The following is a 14,657-nucleotide window of genomic DNA, read 5'->3' on the forward strand; positions in this document are numbered from 1 at the left end:
TCAGTATTTAATGTCTAAAATATCCAGTGACAAGGGACCCGCAGGCCGTTGCCAGACCGTGGTGTCACCGACTTTACGGCCGAGCAGGGCTTTGGCCACGGGCGAAACATAGCTGACTTTGTGCTGCGCAATGTCTGCCTCGTCTTCTCCAACAATCTGGTAAGCCTGTTGCGTCCCCAGTTCGTCTTCTACGGTCACGGTCGCGCCGAAGAGCACCGTATGTTGCGGCTGTTGGACGGGATCCACCAGTTGTGCGGTTTCCAGCCGTGCGACAAAGTAGCGCAGGTCGCGGTCTATCTCGGCCAGCTTCTGTTGCGCGTTGGGATCTTCCTTGCGCGCACTATAGTGCAAGCGGTCAGCTTCCAGCGTTTTCACTGCCTGCTGCAATTGTTGCAAGCCTGCAGGCGTGACGTAATTGACATGCGCACTGATGGGGCGTTCCGGTAAATCGGTGCCCGCCAGTTCCAGATCGTCTTCTTTGACAAAGCCCCGGCTCATAGGTGAGGTGTGGTTGCCTGCGCCATTTAAAAGTAATTCAGGCCCAGCGCCGCGCGCACTTCGCTCATGGTTTGAGCGGCGACTTCACGCGCTTGCTCAGTACCTTCGCGCAACAACTGCAAAATGTAGCCTTTGTCATTGGCCAGTTCGGCCCGGCGGGTACGAATGGGTTCCAGCATTTCCTGCAATACGGCTTCCAGGCGTTTTTTTACAATGCTGTCTGCCAGTCCACCGCGTGTGTAGTGTGCTTTTAACTCGGCGACCGCTGCTTTATCCGGGTCAAACGCATCTAGATAGGTAAAGGCAATATTGCCCTCTACATGGCCAGGATCTTCAATCTTCAAATGCAAGGGATCGGTGTAGACGCGCTTGACGGCTTTGGTGACTTCGTCTGCGCTTGCACCCAGATTTATCACATTACCCAGGGATTTGCTCATCTTGGCTTTACCGTCAATGCCAGGCAAGCGGCCGAGTTCAGGCACCAGAGCCTTGGTTTCAACCAGAATCTCTTGCTTGGTTTGAATGTTTTTATAGGTGCGGTTAAAGCGGCGCACGATTTCATTGGTTTGCTCAATCATGGGAATCTGGTCTTCGCCCACTGGCACCAGCGTTGCTTTAAAGGCCGTAATATCGGCTGCCTGACTGACTGGGTAGGTGAGGAAACCGGCCGGAATGTCGCGCTCAAAATCACGCAGGCGTATCTCTTCTTTCACCGTCGGATTGCGCTCCAAACGCGCCACAGTGACCAGGTTGAGGTAGTAAAAGGCCAGCTCAGTCAGTTCAGGCACTTGCGACTGGATAAATATGGTCGACAGCTTGGGGTCTATACCGACTGCCAGATAATCCAGCGCGACTTCCACCACGTTGCGATGCACCTTGTCGATATCATCCATATTGTCGGTCAGCGCTTGCGCGTCGGCCAGCATGACATACTGTTTGTATTCATGTTGGTATTTGACGCGGTTGCGCAAACTGCCGACAAAATGACCCAAATGCAGCGGGCCAGTCGGGCGATCACCAGTAAGGATGATGGATTTAGTGCTCATTTTTTGTTCTCAGTGTAGGCCGTCAGAATAATGTTTAAAGCTTATTCCCACTCAATGGTTGCGGGAGGTTTGCCGGAAATATCATAAACCACGCGGTTAATGCCGCGCACTTCATTAATAATGCGGTTAGACACTTTGCCCAGCAGGCTATAGGGTAATTCCGCCCAATGTGCAGTCATAAAGTCGCTGGTGATCACGGCGCGCAATGCAACCACATAATCGTAAGTGCGGCCATCGCCCATCACGCCGACAGACTTGACCGGCAGGAACACAGTAAAGGCCTGGCTGGTGAGGTCGTACCAGGTTTTGCCGCTGGCGGCATCCACGGTATTACGTAACTCTTCAATGAAGATGGCATCTGCACGTTGCAGTAACAAGGCATATTCCTGTTTGACCTCACCCAGAATGCGCACGCCCAAGCCCGGGCCAGGGAAGGGGTGGCGATAAACCATGTCGCGGGGTAAGCCGAGCGCGACGCCCAGTTCACGCACTTCATCCTTAAACAGGTCACGCAATGGCTCCAGCAGCTTGAGGCCTAATTGTTCTGGCAAGCCACCGACATTGTGGTGGCTCTTGATGGTGACCGCTTTTTTGGACTTGGCGCCGCCCGATTCAATCACATCCGGGTAAATGGTGCCCTGTGCCAGGAAGGTGGCGCCTTTGTGACCGGCACCGCTGGCCTTGAGCTTGGCGGCTTCGGCCTTAAACACTTCAACGAATTCTGCGCCTATGATCTTGCGCTTGGCCTCCGGGTCACTGACGCCAGCCAGTTTACCCATGAATTGTGCAGAGGCATCCACGCGGATGACTTTGGCGTGCAGACGACCAGCAAACATGTCCATCACCATATCGCCTTCATTCAGACGCAGCAGGCCGTGATCGACAAAGACGCAGGTGAGTTGGTCACCAATGGCACGGTGTATCAGTGCGGCTGCCACGGAGGAGTCTACGCCTCCTGATAAGCCGAGAATGACTTCTTCATCGCCAACTTGTGCCTTGATTTTTGCAACGGCTTCGGCGATATAGTCACCCATGATCCAGTCTGCCTTGGCCGCGCAGATATCCAGTACAAAGCGCTCAAGCATGGCCTGGCCTTGCTTGGTGTGGGTGACTTCAGGGTGAAATTGCACCGCGTAAAACTTGCGGCTTTCGTCAGCCATGGCGGCGATGGGCGTGGTGTCGTTGCTGGCGATCACTTTGAAACCGTCAGGCAGTTCGGTGACCTTGTCGCCGTGGCTCATCCAGACGTCGATCAGGCCGTGGCCTTCAGCGTTGGTGGCATCCTGAATGTCGCGAAACAGGGCAGAGTGGCCACGTGCACGCACTTGGGCGTAGCCAAATTCGCGTTTTGCACCTGCCTCAACCTTGCCGCCTAACTGCTGCGCCATGGTTTGCATGCCGTAGCAAATGCCCAGCACAGGTACGCCTTGTTCAAACACGGCTTGTGGGGCCTTGTCAGTTTCTTCTTCGTAAACGCTGGCGTGGCTGCCAGACAAAATGATGCCGTCAGCACCGAAATTGCGGACAAATTCATCGGACACATCACAAGGATGAATTTCGCAGTAGACATGCGCTTCGCGTACACGGCGTGCAATCAGTTGGGTGACCTGGGAGCCGAAATCTAGAATCAGGATTTTTGAATGAGACATTTGTTTAGCCACAGAGTGCACAGAGGACACAGAGTCTTAGAGAAGTCATTTCTCTGTGATCTCTGTGTCCTCTGTGGCTTTGATTAAATGGATGAATTCGCGTTTATCAATAAGGGTTAATCAATACGGTAATTCGGTGCTTCTTTGGTAATCTGCACATCATGCACATGCGACTCGCGCATACCGGCACTGGTGATTTGCACAAACTCTGCCTTGTTACGCATTTCTTCAATAGAAGCGCAGCCCACATAACCCATGGAGGCACGCAAGCCGCCCATCAACTGATGGATCACGGCAACGACACTGCCTTTATAAGGGACGCGGCCTTCGATGCCTTCAGGCACCAGCTTGTCGGCGTTGGCCGTGCTGTCCTGGAAGTAGCGGTCAGAAGAGCCTTTTTGCATGGCGCCTATCGAGCCCATGCCGCGGTAGGATTTGTAAGAGCGACCTTGGTACAACTCTACTTCGCCAGGCGCTTCTTCAGTGCCTGCAAACATCCCGCCCAGCATGACGTTATACGCGCCTGCAGCAATGGCTTTGGAAATATCGCCAGAGAAGCGAATCCCGCCGTCTGCAATAAATGGCACGCCTGATTTTTCGAGGGCTTTGGCCACATTGCTGATGGCTGTGATTTGCGGCACGCCAACGCCAGCCACGATACGGGTGGTGCAGATAGAGCCAGGACCGATGCCCACTTTGACACAGTCAGCGCCATGATCCACCAAGGCCAGCGCTGCTTCTGCCGTGGCAATGTTGCCACCAATCACTTGCAGTTTTGGATAGTGGGTTTTAGCCCATTTGACGCGATCCAGTACGCCTTGTGAGTGACCATGCGCGGTATCTACCACAATGGCATCGACACCGGCTTCAACCAGTGCGGCAATGCGTTCTTCTGTGCCGTCACCCACGCCCACTGCCGCGCCGACGCGCAGGCGGCCTTTTTCATCTTTACAGGCCAGGGGGTGATCTGACGATTTTTGAATGTCTTTAACGGTAATCAAGCCTTTGAGCTCGTAGTTTTCACCAATAACCAGCAAGCGCTCAAGACGGTGTTTATGCAGCAAGCCCATGATTTCTTCGCGACTGGCGCCTTCACGCACGGTGACCAGACGGTCTTGCGGGGTCATCACATTGCTGACAGCTTGATCAAGGTTGGTTTCAAAGCGCAGGTCACGGTTGGTAACAATGCCGACTACCTTGCCGTCTTGCAACACTGGCAAGCCTGAGATTTTTTGCTGTTGGGTGATATTCATCACCTCGCGCACACTCATGGCCGGGTGGATGGTGACCGGGTCAATGACAACGCCGGACTCGAAGCGTTTTACGCGGGAGACGCGAGAAGCTTGCATCTCTACCGACATGTTTTTGTGTATGATGCCCATGCCGCCCAGTTGCGCCAAGGCAATGGCCATGCGTGCTTCAGTGACGGTGTCCATCGCAGCAGATAGCAGGGGAATATTTAAGGTGATGCTCTTGGTAAGCTTGGTGCTGAGATTGACCTCGCGCGGCATCACATTCGAATGTGCGGGAACGAGTAAAACGTCATCAAAGGTAAGAGCTTGTTGCAACAAACGCATGTGAATTCCTTATCTCCAAAATATAATTATACCGATTTCACTTTGCCTTGACAAAGCGTTTTGCGTTTTTGCAGTTCTGTTTGCTGATGTCTGGCATGGTTTGTGCATGAGGCCTTTACTTAACCTTTTTCTAAGCAAGTGTGGGTTTATCAAATGAGAATGACGTTGAGATGGATGTTGATGCTGGGCTTGTGCTGGGCCATGCAGGCTGCGGCCGAGATTTATAAATGGCGCGATGAAAAAGGCATTATGAATTATTCGGATACGCCTCCTGTCGCCGGTCCATCCACGCAAAAAATCAAGGCGACGACGGTGCCAGCGGATACGCCACTGACGCGATCCGACGCCTATTCGCGCGAGCAAATGAATCCGGCCAAACAGAAAATGCCCGAGAACTCAGCCGGGCAGAATGCGTCCCCAGAAGCTGAAGCGCTCAAGGCGATGGAAGCGCGTCAAAAAGCCCAAAATTGTGCAGCAGCCAGAAGCAACTATCGCAACTATGCCGTGGGCGGCCGCATGCAGAATGTGAATGAGAACGGTCAGCGCGAATATCTGTCAGATGAGCAAATTCGTCAGGGGCTGGCAGCCGCGCAGCAAGAAATCGACGAAAATTGTCCACCCGAGTAATGCATCTTGATGGTGTTGATCAGAAAGCCTGCAGTTTTGTCAGTGCGCTGAATGGTGCAATACGTAATTAACGGGAATTGGCCCGCTTGGCCGTGGCTGTTTTCTGTTTAGTGGCACGCTGACGGCGCATTTCTTTGGCGTTCGCAATCAGCGGGCGATAAATTTCTATCCTGTCCATCGCTTTTAGTGGCCTGTCGTGGCTGACTTTTTTGCCAAAAATGCCTAAGGGTAATTCTTTGCTTGCGGTCATCTGGTGTTGTTCCAGAATGCCCGACTGTCGCACGGCCGCGATTGCCGTGGTGCCTGGCGGCACCACGAGTGTGATCAGCGTTTGCGACGTTGGCAGCGCATAGACCACTTCTATATTGAGCATCCCGGTGAGTTCTTCAGGCATGGCTGGCGTGACCGGTTTGGTCATTACTTGAGTTGGAGCTTGCCAGCCTGTTTGACGAAGCTGTCGACGAAGGTGTTGGCAATATGGCTGAACACCGGCGCAATCATGCGTTCAATCAGGCCGTTGGCAAAGACATATTCAAGCTTGAATTCAATTTTGCAGGCATCTTCACGCAGTCTTATAAAGTGCCAGTGTCCACTCAGTTGTTTGAACGGGCCATCCACCAGCGTGATTTCCATGCGGTGAGGGAACTGTTTGTGGTTGCGTGTTGTAAAGTGCTGCTGTATGCCGTGGTAACGGATGTGGATGGTGGCCTGGGTTACGGTATCCGTGCGCTCGATGACTTGGCTACCGCCACACCAGGGTAAAAAGTCAGCATAGGTTTCAACGGCATCAACCAATTGAAACATCGCTTCACACGAATGCATGACCAGCACGGTTTTTTCTACTTGAGCCATTGCGTCAGAACGAAAGTCGGTTTTGAGTTAAAATGCTATTTTAAGTGATTTAAGCCCGCACAGCAGCGTTATGACTATCGCGCAAAACAAAAAAGCGTTTTTTGACTATTTTATTGAAGAAAAGTACGAAGCCGGCCTCGTGCTCGAGGGCTGGGAAGTCAAGGCGATACGCGATAACCGTACCAACCTCAAGGAATCCTACGTGGTGGTCATGCGTGGGGAGTTGTACCTGATCGGTTGCCACATTACGCCGCTAGGCTCGGCATCCACCCATGTGCGTCCCGATGCGATCCGTACACGCAAATTGCTGCTGCACCGCGAAGAGATCGACAAATTGATCGGTAAGGTCGAGCGTGCAGGGTACACCTTGGTGCCGCTGGACATGCATTTCACCCGCGGACGGGTAAAAGTGCAAATTGGGTTGGCTAAAGGTAAAAAACAACACGATAAGCGTGATGCTGAAAAAGAGCGCGACTGGAAGCGCGAGCAAAATGCGCTGATGAAAAACAAGATGAAGCGTTAAAAGTGACGCGAAATCAAGAGCGCTTAGCAAAAGACGAATCTTTGAAAAAGGGTTAAGTTTTTAAAAGCGCCTGCAACACGGCCGGAATCATCCCTGGCAAATCTTCTGCAATCAATCCCACTCCAAATAAACGCGCGGCTTGCGCATGCATCCAGGTGGCCGCCGCACATGCTTCGAATGCGGGCATGCCTTGTGCCAACAGACTGGCAATCATGCCCGCCAGCACATCGCCAGCGCCTGCAGTCGCCAAGGTCGGCGGTGCCTGTTCGTTGATCAACACCCGGCCTTCCGGCGTGGCAATAATAGTGTCGGCGCCTTTGAGTAAAACAATCGCCCCGCAGGTTTGTGCCGCCGTCATTACTTGTGTGATACGGGTGGGTCTATCATGCGCCGCACTCATTCCAAAAACGCTTTTGAACTCGCCTTCATGCGGGGTGAGCACGCAACTTGCACGTATTACTTGCTTGAGGGTATCCGCCTGACCGGCAAAGGTCGTCAGGGCGTCGGCATCGATCACCACCGGTTTGCCTGTGGCTAACATGGCAAGGGTGGTGAGTCTGGTGTCTTGTGAGAGACCTGCGCCGGGGCCAATTAAATAGCAACTCACGCGGGTGTCTTCAAGCAGTGTCTGTAATTCTGCGGCATGCGCATAGGGCTTCACCATGACGCTCAATAGCGTGCTGGCATAAATTGGTAGTGCGACTTCTGGGGCTGCAATCGCCGTCATGCCTGCCCCGCATCTGGCAGCCGCCATTGCCGCGAGGCGGGCTGCGCCAGTGACCGGGTAGCCACCCTGGATCAGTACATAGCCGCGGCTATATTTATGGCTTTGCGCATGCGGTTGCGGCAATAATGGTTGCCACAGGGCTGGAGCGTTTGTTTGAGCGTCATACATGATTGAATTGTATGCGTAAGCGCAGGCCTTGGCGAGTCGCTGCCAGATTTAATGCCTGACTTTCATTGTGGGAGAGGGGGCTTTACGGTAAAATGTTCTCCCGTCTGTAACAATCTCAAAGTACCTGATCCATGACCAAATATGTATTCGTAACCGGCGGTGTTGTTTCTTCTCTTGGAAAAGGTATCGCGGCCGCCAGCCTCGGCGCCATTCTCGAATCGCGTGGCATTAAAGTGACCATGCTGAAACTTGATCCCTATATCAACGTTGACCCCGGCACCATGTCGCCATTTCAGCACGGCGAAGTGTTTGTGACCGACGACGGCGCGGAAACCGATCTCGATCTTGGTCATTACGAGCGCTTTATCAGCAGCAAGATGTCCAAGCGTAACAACTTCACTACTGGCCAGATTTACGAAACGGTGATCAAGAAAGAACGCCGTGGCGAATATCTGGGTAAAACCGTACAGGTCATTCCACATATTACCGATGAAATCAAGGCACACGTGAAACGTGGTGCTGAAGGCGCGGATGTGGCGATTGTCGAAGTGGGCGGTACGGTCGGCGATATTGAGTCCTTGCCGTTTCTGGAAGCGATTCGTCAGATGGGGATTGAAGAAGGCAGAAACAACGCCTGTTATATCCATCTGACCCTGTTGCCATGGATTCCAACCGCAGGTGAGCTGAAAACTAAACCCACCCAGCACTCGGTGAAAGAATTGCGCGAAATCGGTATTCAGCCGGATATTTTGATGTGCCGCGCCGAGCGTGAAATCCCTGAAGACGAAAAACGCAAGATTGCTTTGTTCACCAATGTGGCTTTTGAGGCGGTGATTAGTGCCATTGATAGCGATTCGATTTATAAAATCCCCGGCCTGTTGCACGCGCAAATGCTGGATGAGATTGTTTGCCACAAACTGAATATTCTTGCCAAAGCAGCGGATTTGTCTGCCTGGCAAAAAATTACTCACGCGCAAGCCAATCCCAAAGAGATTGTCGATATCGCATTTGTCGGTAAGTATGTCGATTTGACCGAGTCATACAAGTCGCTGACCGAAGCGCTAATACACGCCGGTATTCACACCGAGTCCAAGGTCAAGATTCACTACATCGATAGCGAAGACATTGAGAAAAGTGGCACCGATAGTCTCAAAGGCATGGATGCGATCCTGATTCCTGGCGGCTTTGGCGTACGTGGTACCGAAGGCAAGATTGCGGCTATTCGGTATGCGCGTGAAAACAAAGTGCCTTACCTGGGTATCTGCCTGGGCATGCAATTGGCCGTGATTGAGTATGCGCGTAATGTCGCAGGGCTTAAGGATGCGAACAGCACTGAATTTAACCCTGGCACCGAGCATAAATTGATTGGTCTGATTGACGAGTGGCAAGATGCTTCCGGCAAGATCGAGAAGCGTGATGAACACTCCGATCTCGGTGGCACCATGCGTCTGGGTGCGCAAAGCTGTCCGATTGTGCCGAACACGTTGGCCGCCAGCATTTACGGCAGCGAAGTTAATGAGCGTCACCGTCACCGCTATGAAGTCAACAACCACTATGTGGACCAGTTGAAAGACGCCGGTCTGGTCATTTCTGCACGCACGCCGCGTGAAGAATTGTGTGAAATGATTGAGTTGCCACAGTCTGTGCATCCGTGGTTTGTCGCGTGCCAGTTCCACCCCGAGTTTACGTCTAACCCGCGTGCGGGTCATCCATTGTTTAAAGCCTATGTGCAGGCTGCGCTGGCACAAAAAGCATCCAAAAAATAAGGAATGTTGAATGAAATTATGTGGTTTTGACGTTGGTCTCGAACATCCTCTGTTTCTGATCGCGGGCCCCTGCGTCATTGAATCCAAACAAATGGCAATTGATACGGCTGGCCAGTTAAAAGAGATGGCTGCCCGCGTGGGGGTGCCATTTATTTATAAATCATCTTACGACAAAGCTAACCGTAGTTCGACCAAGACTTTCCGTGGTTTTGGTATGGAAGAGGGCCTGAAAATTCTGGACGAAGTGCGTGCCCAGATCGGTGTGCCGATCTTGACCGACGTGCATACCGAAGAACAGGTGCCTCACGTGGCCGCGGTGGTGGATGTGTTGCAAACCCCGGCTTTTCTGTGCCGTCAGACCGACTTTATCGTCGCTTGTGCCCAGTCTGGCAAGCCGGTCAATATCAAAAAAGGCCAGTTTCTAGCCCCTGGTGACATGAAACAAGTGGTCAACAAGGCTAAAGAAGCCAACGGCGGTGCCGACAATATTATGGTTTGTGAACGCGGCGCTTCGTTTGGCTATAACACGCTGGTTTCTGACATGCGTGGTTTGGCGATTATGCGTGAAACACAGTGTCCAGTGGTTTTTGATGCCACCCATTCTGTCCAGCAACCAGGCGGGCAGGGCGAGAAGAGTGGCGGTCAGCGTGAGTTTGTGCCGGTGTTGGCACGTGCAGCGGTGGCAAGTGGTATTGCCGGGGTCTTTATGGAAACGCATCCTGACCCGAGCCAAGCTTTGTCTGATGGCCCGAACGCCTGGCCCTTGGGCAAAATGGAAGACTTGCTGCACTTGCTGGTCGATCTCGACAAGCTGGTCAAAAAAGCCGGTTTCGCAGAACAAACCCTATAATTTTTTTCATCTTAGATAAGGATAAATCATGAGCGCTATTGTAGATATTATCGCCCGCGAGATTATGGATTCCCGTGGCAACCCGACGGTTGAAGTCGACGTTTTGCTGGAAAGCGGGGTGATTGGTCGTGCGGCAGTGCCTTCAGGCGCATCTACCGGTACCAAAGAAGCCGTGGAACTGCGTGATGGCGATAAAAGCCGTTACCTGGGCAAAGGCGTATTGAACGCGATTGAGAACGTCAACACGGAAATTACCGAAGCGATCATTGGCCTGGATGCTGAAGAGCAAAGTTTTATCGACAAGACGCTGATTGAACTGGATGGTACCGAGAACAAAGACCGTTTGGGTGCAAATGCGATTTTGGGCGTGTCTATGGCCTGTGCACGTGCGGCGGCTGAAGAAAGCGGTTTGCCACTGTATCGTTACCTGGGTGGTTCTGCGTTCATGCAATTGCCAACGCCTATGATGAACATCATCAACGGTGGTGCACACGCAGACAACTCTGTGGATATTCAGGAATTCATGATTGTGCCAGCAGGCTTGCCAAGCTTCCGTGAAGCCTTGCGTGCGGGTGCAGAAGTGTTCCATGCACTGAAGAAAACCTTGCATGCCAAAGGCTTGGCGACAACCGTGGGCGATGAAGGTGGTTTTGCACCTAACTTGCCTTCCAACGAGTCTGCCTTGCAGCTGATCATGGAGTCCATCGAAGCAGCTGGCTATGAGCCAGGCAAAGATATTTACCTGGGCCTGGATTGCGCCAGTACCGAATTCTATCGTGATGGTAAATACCACCTCGAGTCAGAAGGCGCTGCACTGACCTCTGCCCAGTTCTGTGACTACCTGGCTACCTTGGCCGACAAGTATCCTATCATCACCATTGAAGATGGTATGAGCGAGTTTGACTGGGAGGGCTGGGACCTGTTGACACAACGCTTGGGTAAATCCACACAGTTGGTCGGCGATGACCTGTTTGTGACCAACCCAAAAATCCTGCGTGAAGGCATCCAGAAAGGCGTGGCCAACTCTGTGCTGATCAAAGTCAACCAGATTGGTACCTTGACTGAAACTTTCCAGACTATCGAGATGGCAAAACGTGCCAACTACACGGCCGTAGTGTCACACCGCTCTGGCGAAACCGAAGATACCACGATTGCCGACATCTCTGTGGCGACCAATGCCTTGCAAATCAAGACGGGTTCCCTGTGCCGTTCAGAGCGCGTTGCCAAGTACAACCAGTTGCTGCGTATTGAAGAAGAGTTGGGCGATGCTACCAGCTACGCTGGCTTGTCTGCTTTCTATCAGTTGTTCAAATAACTGATTTTGGGCCACGGTGCGTAAACTGACAGTTGTATTAGTGGTCCTGATTGCCCTGCTGCAATATCCGTTGTGGCTGGGCAAGGGCAGTTGGTTGCGCGTATGGCAATATTCACAGCAGATTGAGGCGCACCAAAAGCGTAACGATTATTATCGGCAACGCAATGAAACCCTGCGCGCTGAAGTGCGCGATCTCAAGCAGGGTCAATCTGCGATTGAAGAGCGGGCACGCAGTGAGCTGGGCCTGGTGAAGCAGGACGAAGTATTTTTTCAGGTGATTCAGAACAAATCTTCAGCCAGCAAGAGCCATACCGATGCTGCTGCCAAGCCAACAGATGCAGCGCCTGTGATCCCGGCGCAACCGTCCCAATAAAAAAGGCGCTTCACAAGCGCCTTTTTTATTTTTATTGACCCTGTACATTAGGGCAAGGGATACGGTAATTCTTTAAACAGCAAGGGCTGACCTTGCCAGAGAATCTCTCCGGCCTCTTTGGCTTCCAGTCGGCATTCTGCCAATACCCACCAGCCGCCACTCAAGGCATCGGGCGCAACGCGCACCAGTTGACCCGCGTCTTGTGTCTGGACATCCTGCAAGGTGTCGCCTGCTAGTGGTACTTGGGCGGTTTTAGGCAGCTGTGCCAGCAATGTGCGGCGCTTGACCTTGCCCAGATAATGCGTACGGGCAACAATCTCCTGGCCGGTATAGCAGCCTTTCTTAAAGTTGATCCCATTTAATGCATCCAGATTGACCATTTGTGGGACAAACTGTTCTTTAGTGGCTGGGTAAACTTGCGGAATCCCCGCCTGAATTTCAAGCGCTTCCCAGTGAGCCGTGCTGCTTGGGGTGAAGGTCGCGCGCAGCGATTTCCAAACGGTTTCAGCCTGGTCGGCAGCGACAATCAGCTGGGCGCGTTGTTGTGTGCCAGCGTCAGCGAGGCGGATCAGCGTCCCCAGCTCGGTTTGCGCCAGTTGATGCGGATCCGCGGGCAGGCCAGTCAATGTGCTCGCAAGCGCATCACTCGCCAATCCCAGGTTGTAGAGGCGCTCACTGGCATCCTCTACCACCACCTTGCTGCGTAACACATACATGCGCAAGCGTTTCACCAAGTCTGGCACCAAGGCGCGCGGGCTTTGCAAGTAAATGACGTCCTCAACAATAAAGGTGTAAAACAGCGCCAGCAAGCGGCCTTTGGGCGTGCAATAACCATTGAATTGCGCACCTTGAGCGAGCAGTTTAATATCATTGGTGACCTGGCCCTGCAAAAAGGTCTGGCTGTCTGCACCGCTGATGGCGATCAGGCCATTGCCCGACAGGTCAAATAGTTGCGCAGAGGCCTTTTCTATGGGGAAGCTGGCTTCACCTTGTGAATTGAAGTGCGCCCCTTGCGAGATTAAAAACGTTTGCCATGCGGTTGCTGGATTGGACATAACTCGGTTTTCCTTCTGGGCCAGAGTCGCTTGCGCGGCTTTGCCCTGGTTCATGCAATGAAAAAAGCTATTTTATCAACTGAAATTGATCTGCGCTTACGACCATCATATCTTTTATGGGGCTGGTGGTGCTTATTTTCAATGCTGGTGATGGCCTGCCTGTGGTGGAAATTAGCGTTTGTCTGGGCGTTGAGTGCAACGGCTGTCTATGGACTGGCAAGTGGCTGGCACTGGACGCAACTGGCGGCAACTTTTTGGAAACACAGTATCCAGAGACTGCGTGTGGATGTGTATGGGCAGATGACTGTCGTGAACCGCACGGGACAGGTCTATCAGGTCAGCGTGCTCCCTGATAGCGTTGTGCATCCGTGGTGCCTGGTCTTGCATATGCAGCTGCAACCGCTGCATGAGGCAGCAACTGAACCCATCTTGCGCACGCAGCGTATGCTAGTGCTCCCTGACCAGGCCGACAGGGCAAGCTTGACGGCTTTGCGCGTCTGGTTGCGTTGGGGACAGGCTTGAATGGCCCATGCTTAAAAGTGATTGTCGTGTGCGACATCGTGTCTAGCTTTAAACAAGCGTGTCTGCCTCAACTTGGTAAATCGTTTGCGTAGTGTATGCGTGAGCTGTCGTTTGGAGTCCTGATTGAGATAGGCGCTGACGATGCATACCGCAGACAAGGTGGCGAGTATCCAGTCTATCGGGTATGCCACAATTTCATAACGTGGCGAGCTGTGTTTTTGGATATGTTGCAATACATGGTGGGGGTCATCGCCATCCAGGTATTGCGCGCCAATTTCTTCAGACAGTTTTTTCAAATAGGCCGACGCCCGTCTGGAAATATAGCGGTCATAGTCCGAGACAGCCACGCTGTCATCACGTCCACTGCTTTTACTGGCGGTGACCTGCGCGATATTAGGCTGGACGGCGAAGCTTTCATTCGACCAGTAGCCTATCATCTGATTGTTTTCTGTCAGCTTGGGAATGCCAGCCCCTTGGTCTGTCCCGACGCCGACAAAGTAAAAGTCGTCCGAGCCCTGAAAGTCTTTGAGGTTACGCGTGTTAAAGGCATGCAACAGGGGCGCTTCATCGCCATCAGTAAAAATGACGGCTTTGGTTGCCTCAGGCATTTGCCGCAATAGTTTTGCTGCCATCGGCACGCTTTGGCGTAACTGACTGTTGCCGGTCCAGGCCATGCGCCAATCGAGATGGTCTATGGTCTGCTGTATAGCTGAAAAGTGTTTGCAGACATGCAGGGGCGTATAAAGGGCGGCTACCGCATCGCCTGCAAACAGGCCGATACTGATGCGGGTCTGACAGGGCAGTTGGGCGATGATGTCATGCATCATGCGTTTGGTGTAATCGAGACGGCTGGCAGGGGCATGATCGAGCGACATATCGACCACATTCATACTTTGCGTGATATCTGCTATCAGCAGGTAAGTATGGATATTCCGCTTAATCGGTATTGAAGGCCGCAAGGCCGCCCCGAGTAAAAGCATCAGGGCAATGCCTAGCAGCAGGGTGTCGCGATGTTTCAGGCAAAAGGGTAGCCATTTTTTGTGCATGGTCAGGTCTTCTGTTTGCCTGCATCGCTGGCCTAGGATGTCAGAGGGGCGAGGCGTTAACGG

General features: G+C 52.7%; 16 protein-coding genes. 7 read left to right on the plus strand and 9 right to left on the minus strand.

Annotated features, from left to right (window positions below; all coding sequences use genetic code 11):
- The 4 genes from ACT53G_RS05755 to guaB form a co-directional block, all read right to left on the minus strand.
- On the minus strand, window positions 1-498 hold the full coding sequence (locus tag ACT53G_RS05755) for a GreA/GreB family elongation factor (protein WP_194747873.1): 498 nt from the start codon (window positions 496-498) through the stop codon (window positions 1-3).
- A gap of 26 nt (window positions 499-524) precedes the next feature.
- Window positions 525-1,544, minus strand: a complete 1,020-nt coding sequence (gene trpS / locus ACT53G_RS05760; protein ID WP_194747871.1) for a tryptophan--tRNA ligase — start codon at window positions 1,542-1,544, stop codon at window positions 525-527.
- A gap of 41 nt (window positions 1,545-1,585) precedes the next feature.
- Window positions 1,586-3,193 carry a glutamine-hydrolyzing GMP synthase gene (guaA, locus tag ACT53G_RS05765; protein ID WP_275355543.1) on the minus strand — a complete coding sequence of 536 codons (1,608 nt, stop codon included), beginning with the start codon at window positions 3,191-3,193 and terminating at the stop codon, window positions 1,586-1,588.
- A gap of 116 nt (window positions 3,194-3,309) precedes the next feature.
- The gene (gene guaB / locus ACT53G_RS05770; RefSeq protein WP_194747867.1) at window positions 3,310-4,770 is read right to left on the minus strand and encodes an IMP dehydrogenase; all 1,461 of its coding nucleotides are present in this window, start codon (window positions 4,768-4,770) and stop codon (window positions 3,310-3,312) included.
- Window positions 4,771-4,929: 159 nt separating this feature from the next.
- Between guaB and ACT53G_RS05775 the strand changes: the two genes are divergently transcribed.
- Window positions 4,930-5,397 (plus strand): DUF4124 domain-containing protein, encoded by a 468-nt coding sequence (locus tag ACT53G_RS05775; RefSeq protein ID WP_275355541.1) that lies wholly within the window; start codon window positions 4,930-4,932, stop codon window positions 5,395-5,397.
- A 67-nt stretch (window positions 5,398-5,464) separates the two neighbouring features.
- Here ACT53G_RS05775 and ACT53G_RS05780 read toward each other — a convergent pair whose 3' ends face one another.
- Together ACT53G_RS05780 and ACT53G_RS05785 are read right to left on the minus strand one after the other, a co-directional pair.
- Complete coding sequence (locus tag ACT53G_RS05780; protein WP_476168929.1) at window positions 5,465-5,815, minus strand: RnfH family protein; 351 nt, start codon at window positions 5,813-5,815, stop codon at window positions 5,465-5,467.
- On the minus strand, window positions 5,815-6,249 hold the full coding sequence (locus tag ACT53G_RS05785) for a type II toxin-antitoxin system RatA family toxin (RefSeq protein ID WP_194747861.1): 435 nt from the start codon (window positions 6,247-6,249) through the stop codon (window positions 5,815-5,817). Before ACT53G_RS05785 ends, ACT53G_RS05780 begins: the two co-directional genes overlap by 1 nt.
- A 70-nt stretch (window positions 6,250-6,319) precedes the next feature.
- On the opposite strand from ACT53G_RS05785, the gene smpB reads away from it, so the two are divergent.
- A complete protein-coding gene (smpB, locus tag ACT53G_RS05790; protein WP_194747859.1) occupies window positions 6,320-6,772 on the plus strand; it encodes an SsrA-binding protein SmpB in 453 nt (150 codons plus the stop codon).
- Window positions 6,773-6,824: 52 nt separating this feature from the next.
- Here smpB and ACT53G_RS05795 read toward each other — a convergent pair whose 3' ends face one another.
- Entirely contained in the window at window positions 6,825-7,667 is an 843-nt protein-coding gene (locus ACT53G_RS05795) for an NAD(P)H-hydrate dehydratase (RefSeq protein ID WP_476168930.1), read from the minus strand.
- A gap of 131 nt (window positions 7,668-7,798) precedes the next feature.
- On the opposite strand from ACT53G_RS05795, the gene ACT53G_RS05800 reads away from it, so the two are divergent.
- The 4 genes from ACT53G_RS05800 to ftsB are packed head-to-tail and all read left to right on the plus strand — an operon-like array spanning window position 7,799 to window position 11,971.
- Entirely contained in the window at window positions 7,799-9,433 is a 1,635-nt protein-coding gene (locus tag ACT53G_RS05800) for a CTP synthase (RefSeq protein ID WP_194747857.1), read from the plus strand.
- 10 nt (window positions 9,434-9,443) lie between these two features.
- Window positions 9,444-10,283 carry a 3-deoxy-8-phosphooctulonate synthase gene (kdsA, locus tag ACT53G_RS05805; protein ID WP_194747855.1) on the plus strand — a complete coding sequence of 280 codons (840 nt, stop codon included), beginning with the start codon at window positions 9,444-9,446 and terminating at the stop codon, window positions 10,281-10,283.
- A gap of 28 nt (window positions 10,284-10,311) precedes the next feature.
- Window positions 10,312-11,598: a phosphopyruvate hydratase gene (eno, locus tag ACT53G_RS05810; protein WP_194747853.1), complete on the plus strand. Its 1,287-nt coding sequence runs from the start codon at window positions 10,312-10,314 to the stop codon at window positions 11,596-11,598.
- A gap of 16 nt (window positions 11,599-11,614) precedes the next feature.
- Entirely contained in the window at window positions 11,615-11,971 is a 357-nt protein-coding gene (gene ftsB / locus ACT53G_RS05815) for a cell division protein FtsB (protein ID WP_338654430.1), read from the plus strand.
- 47 nt (window positions 11,972-12,018) lie between these two features.
- On the opposite strand, the gene ygfZ is transcribed toward ftsB, so the two are convergent.
- On the minus strand, window positions 12,019-13,026 hold the full coding sequence (ygfZ, locus tag ACT53G_RS05820; protein ID WP_476168931.1) for a CAF17-like 4Fe-4S cluster assembly/insertion protein YgfZ: 1,008 nt from the start codon (window positions 13,024-13,026) through the stop codon (window positions 12,019-12,021).
- Between the two features lie 57 nt (window positions 13,027-13,083).
- On the opposite strand from ygfZ, the gene ACT53G_RS05825 reads away from it, so the two are divergent.
- The gene (locus ACT53G_RS05825) at window positions 13,084-13,548 is read left to right on the plus strand and encodes a hypothetical protein (RefSeq protein ID WP_476168932.1); all 465 of its coding nucleotides are present in this window, start codon (window positions 13,084-13,086) and stop codon (window positions 13,546-13,548) included.
- 11 nt (window positions 13,549-13,559) lie between these two features.
- Here ACT53G_RS05825 and ACT53G_RS05830 read toward each other — a convergent pair whose 3' ends face one another.
- Window positions 13,560-14,594 (minus strand): vWA domain-containing protein, encoded by a 1,035-nt coding sequence (locus ACT53G_RS05830; protein WP_275355525.1) that lies wholly within the window; start codon window positions 14,592-14,594, stop codon window positions 13,560-13,562.
- Window positions 14,595-14,657: the final 63 nt, after the last annotated feature.

This window comes from Methylophilus sp. DMC18, assembly GCF_056314005.1.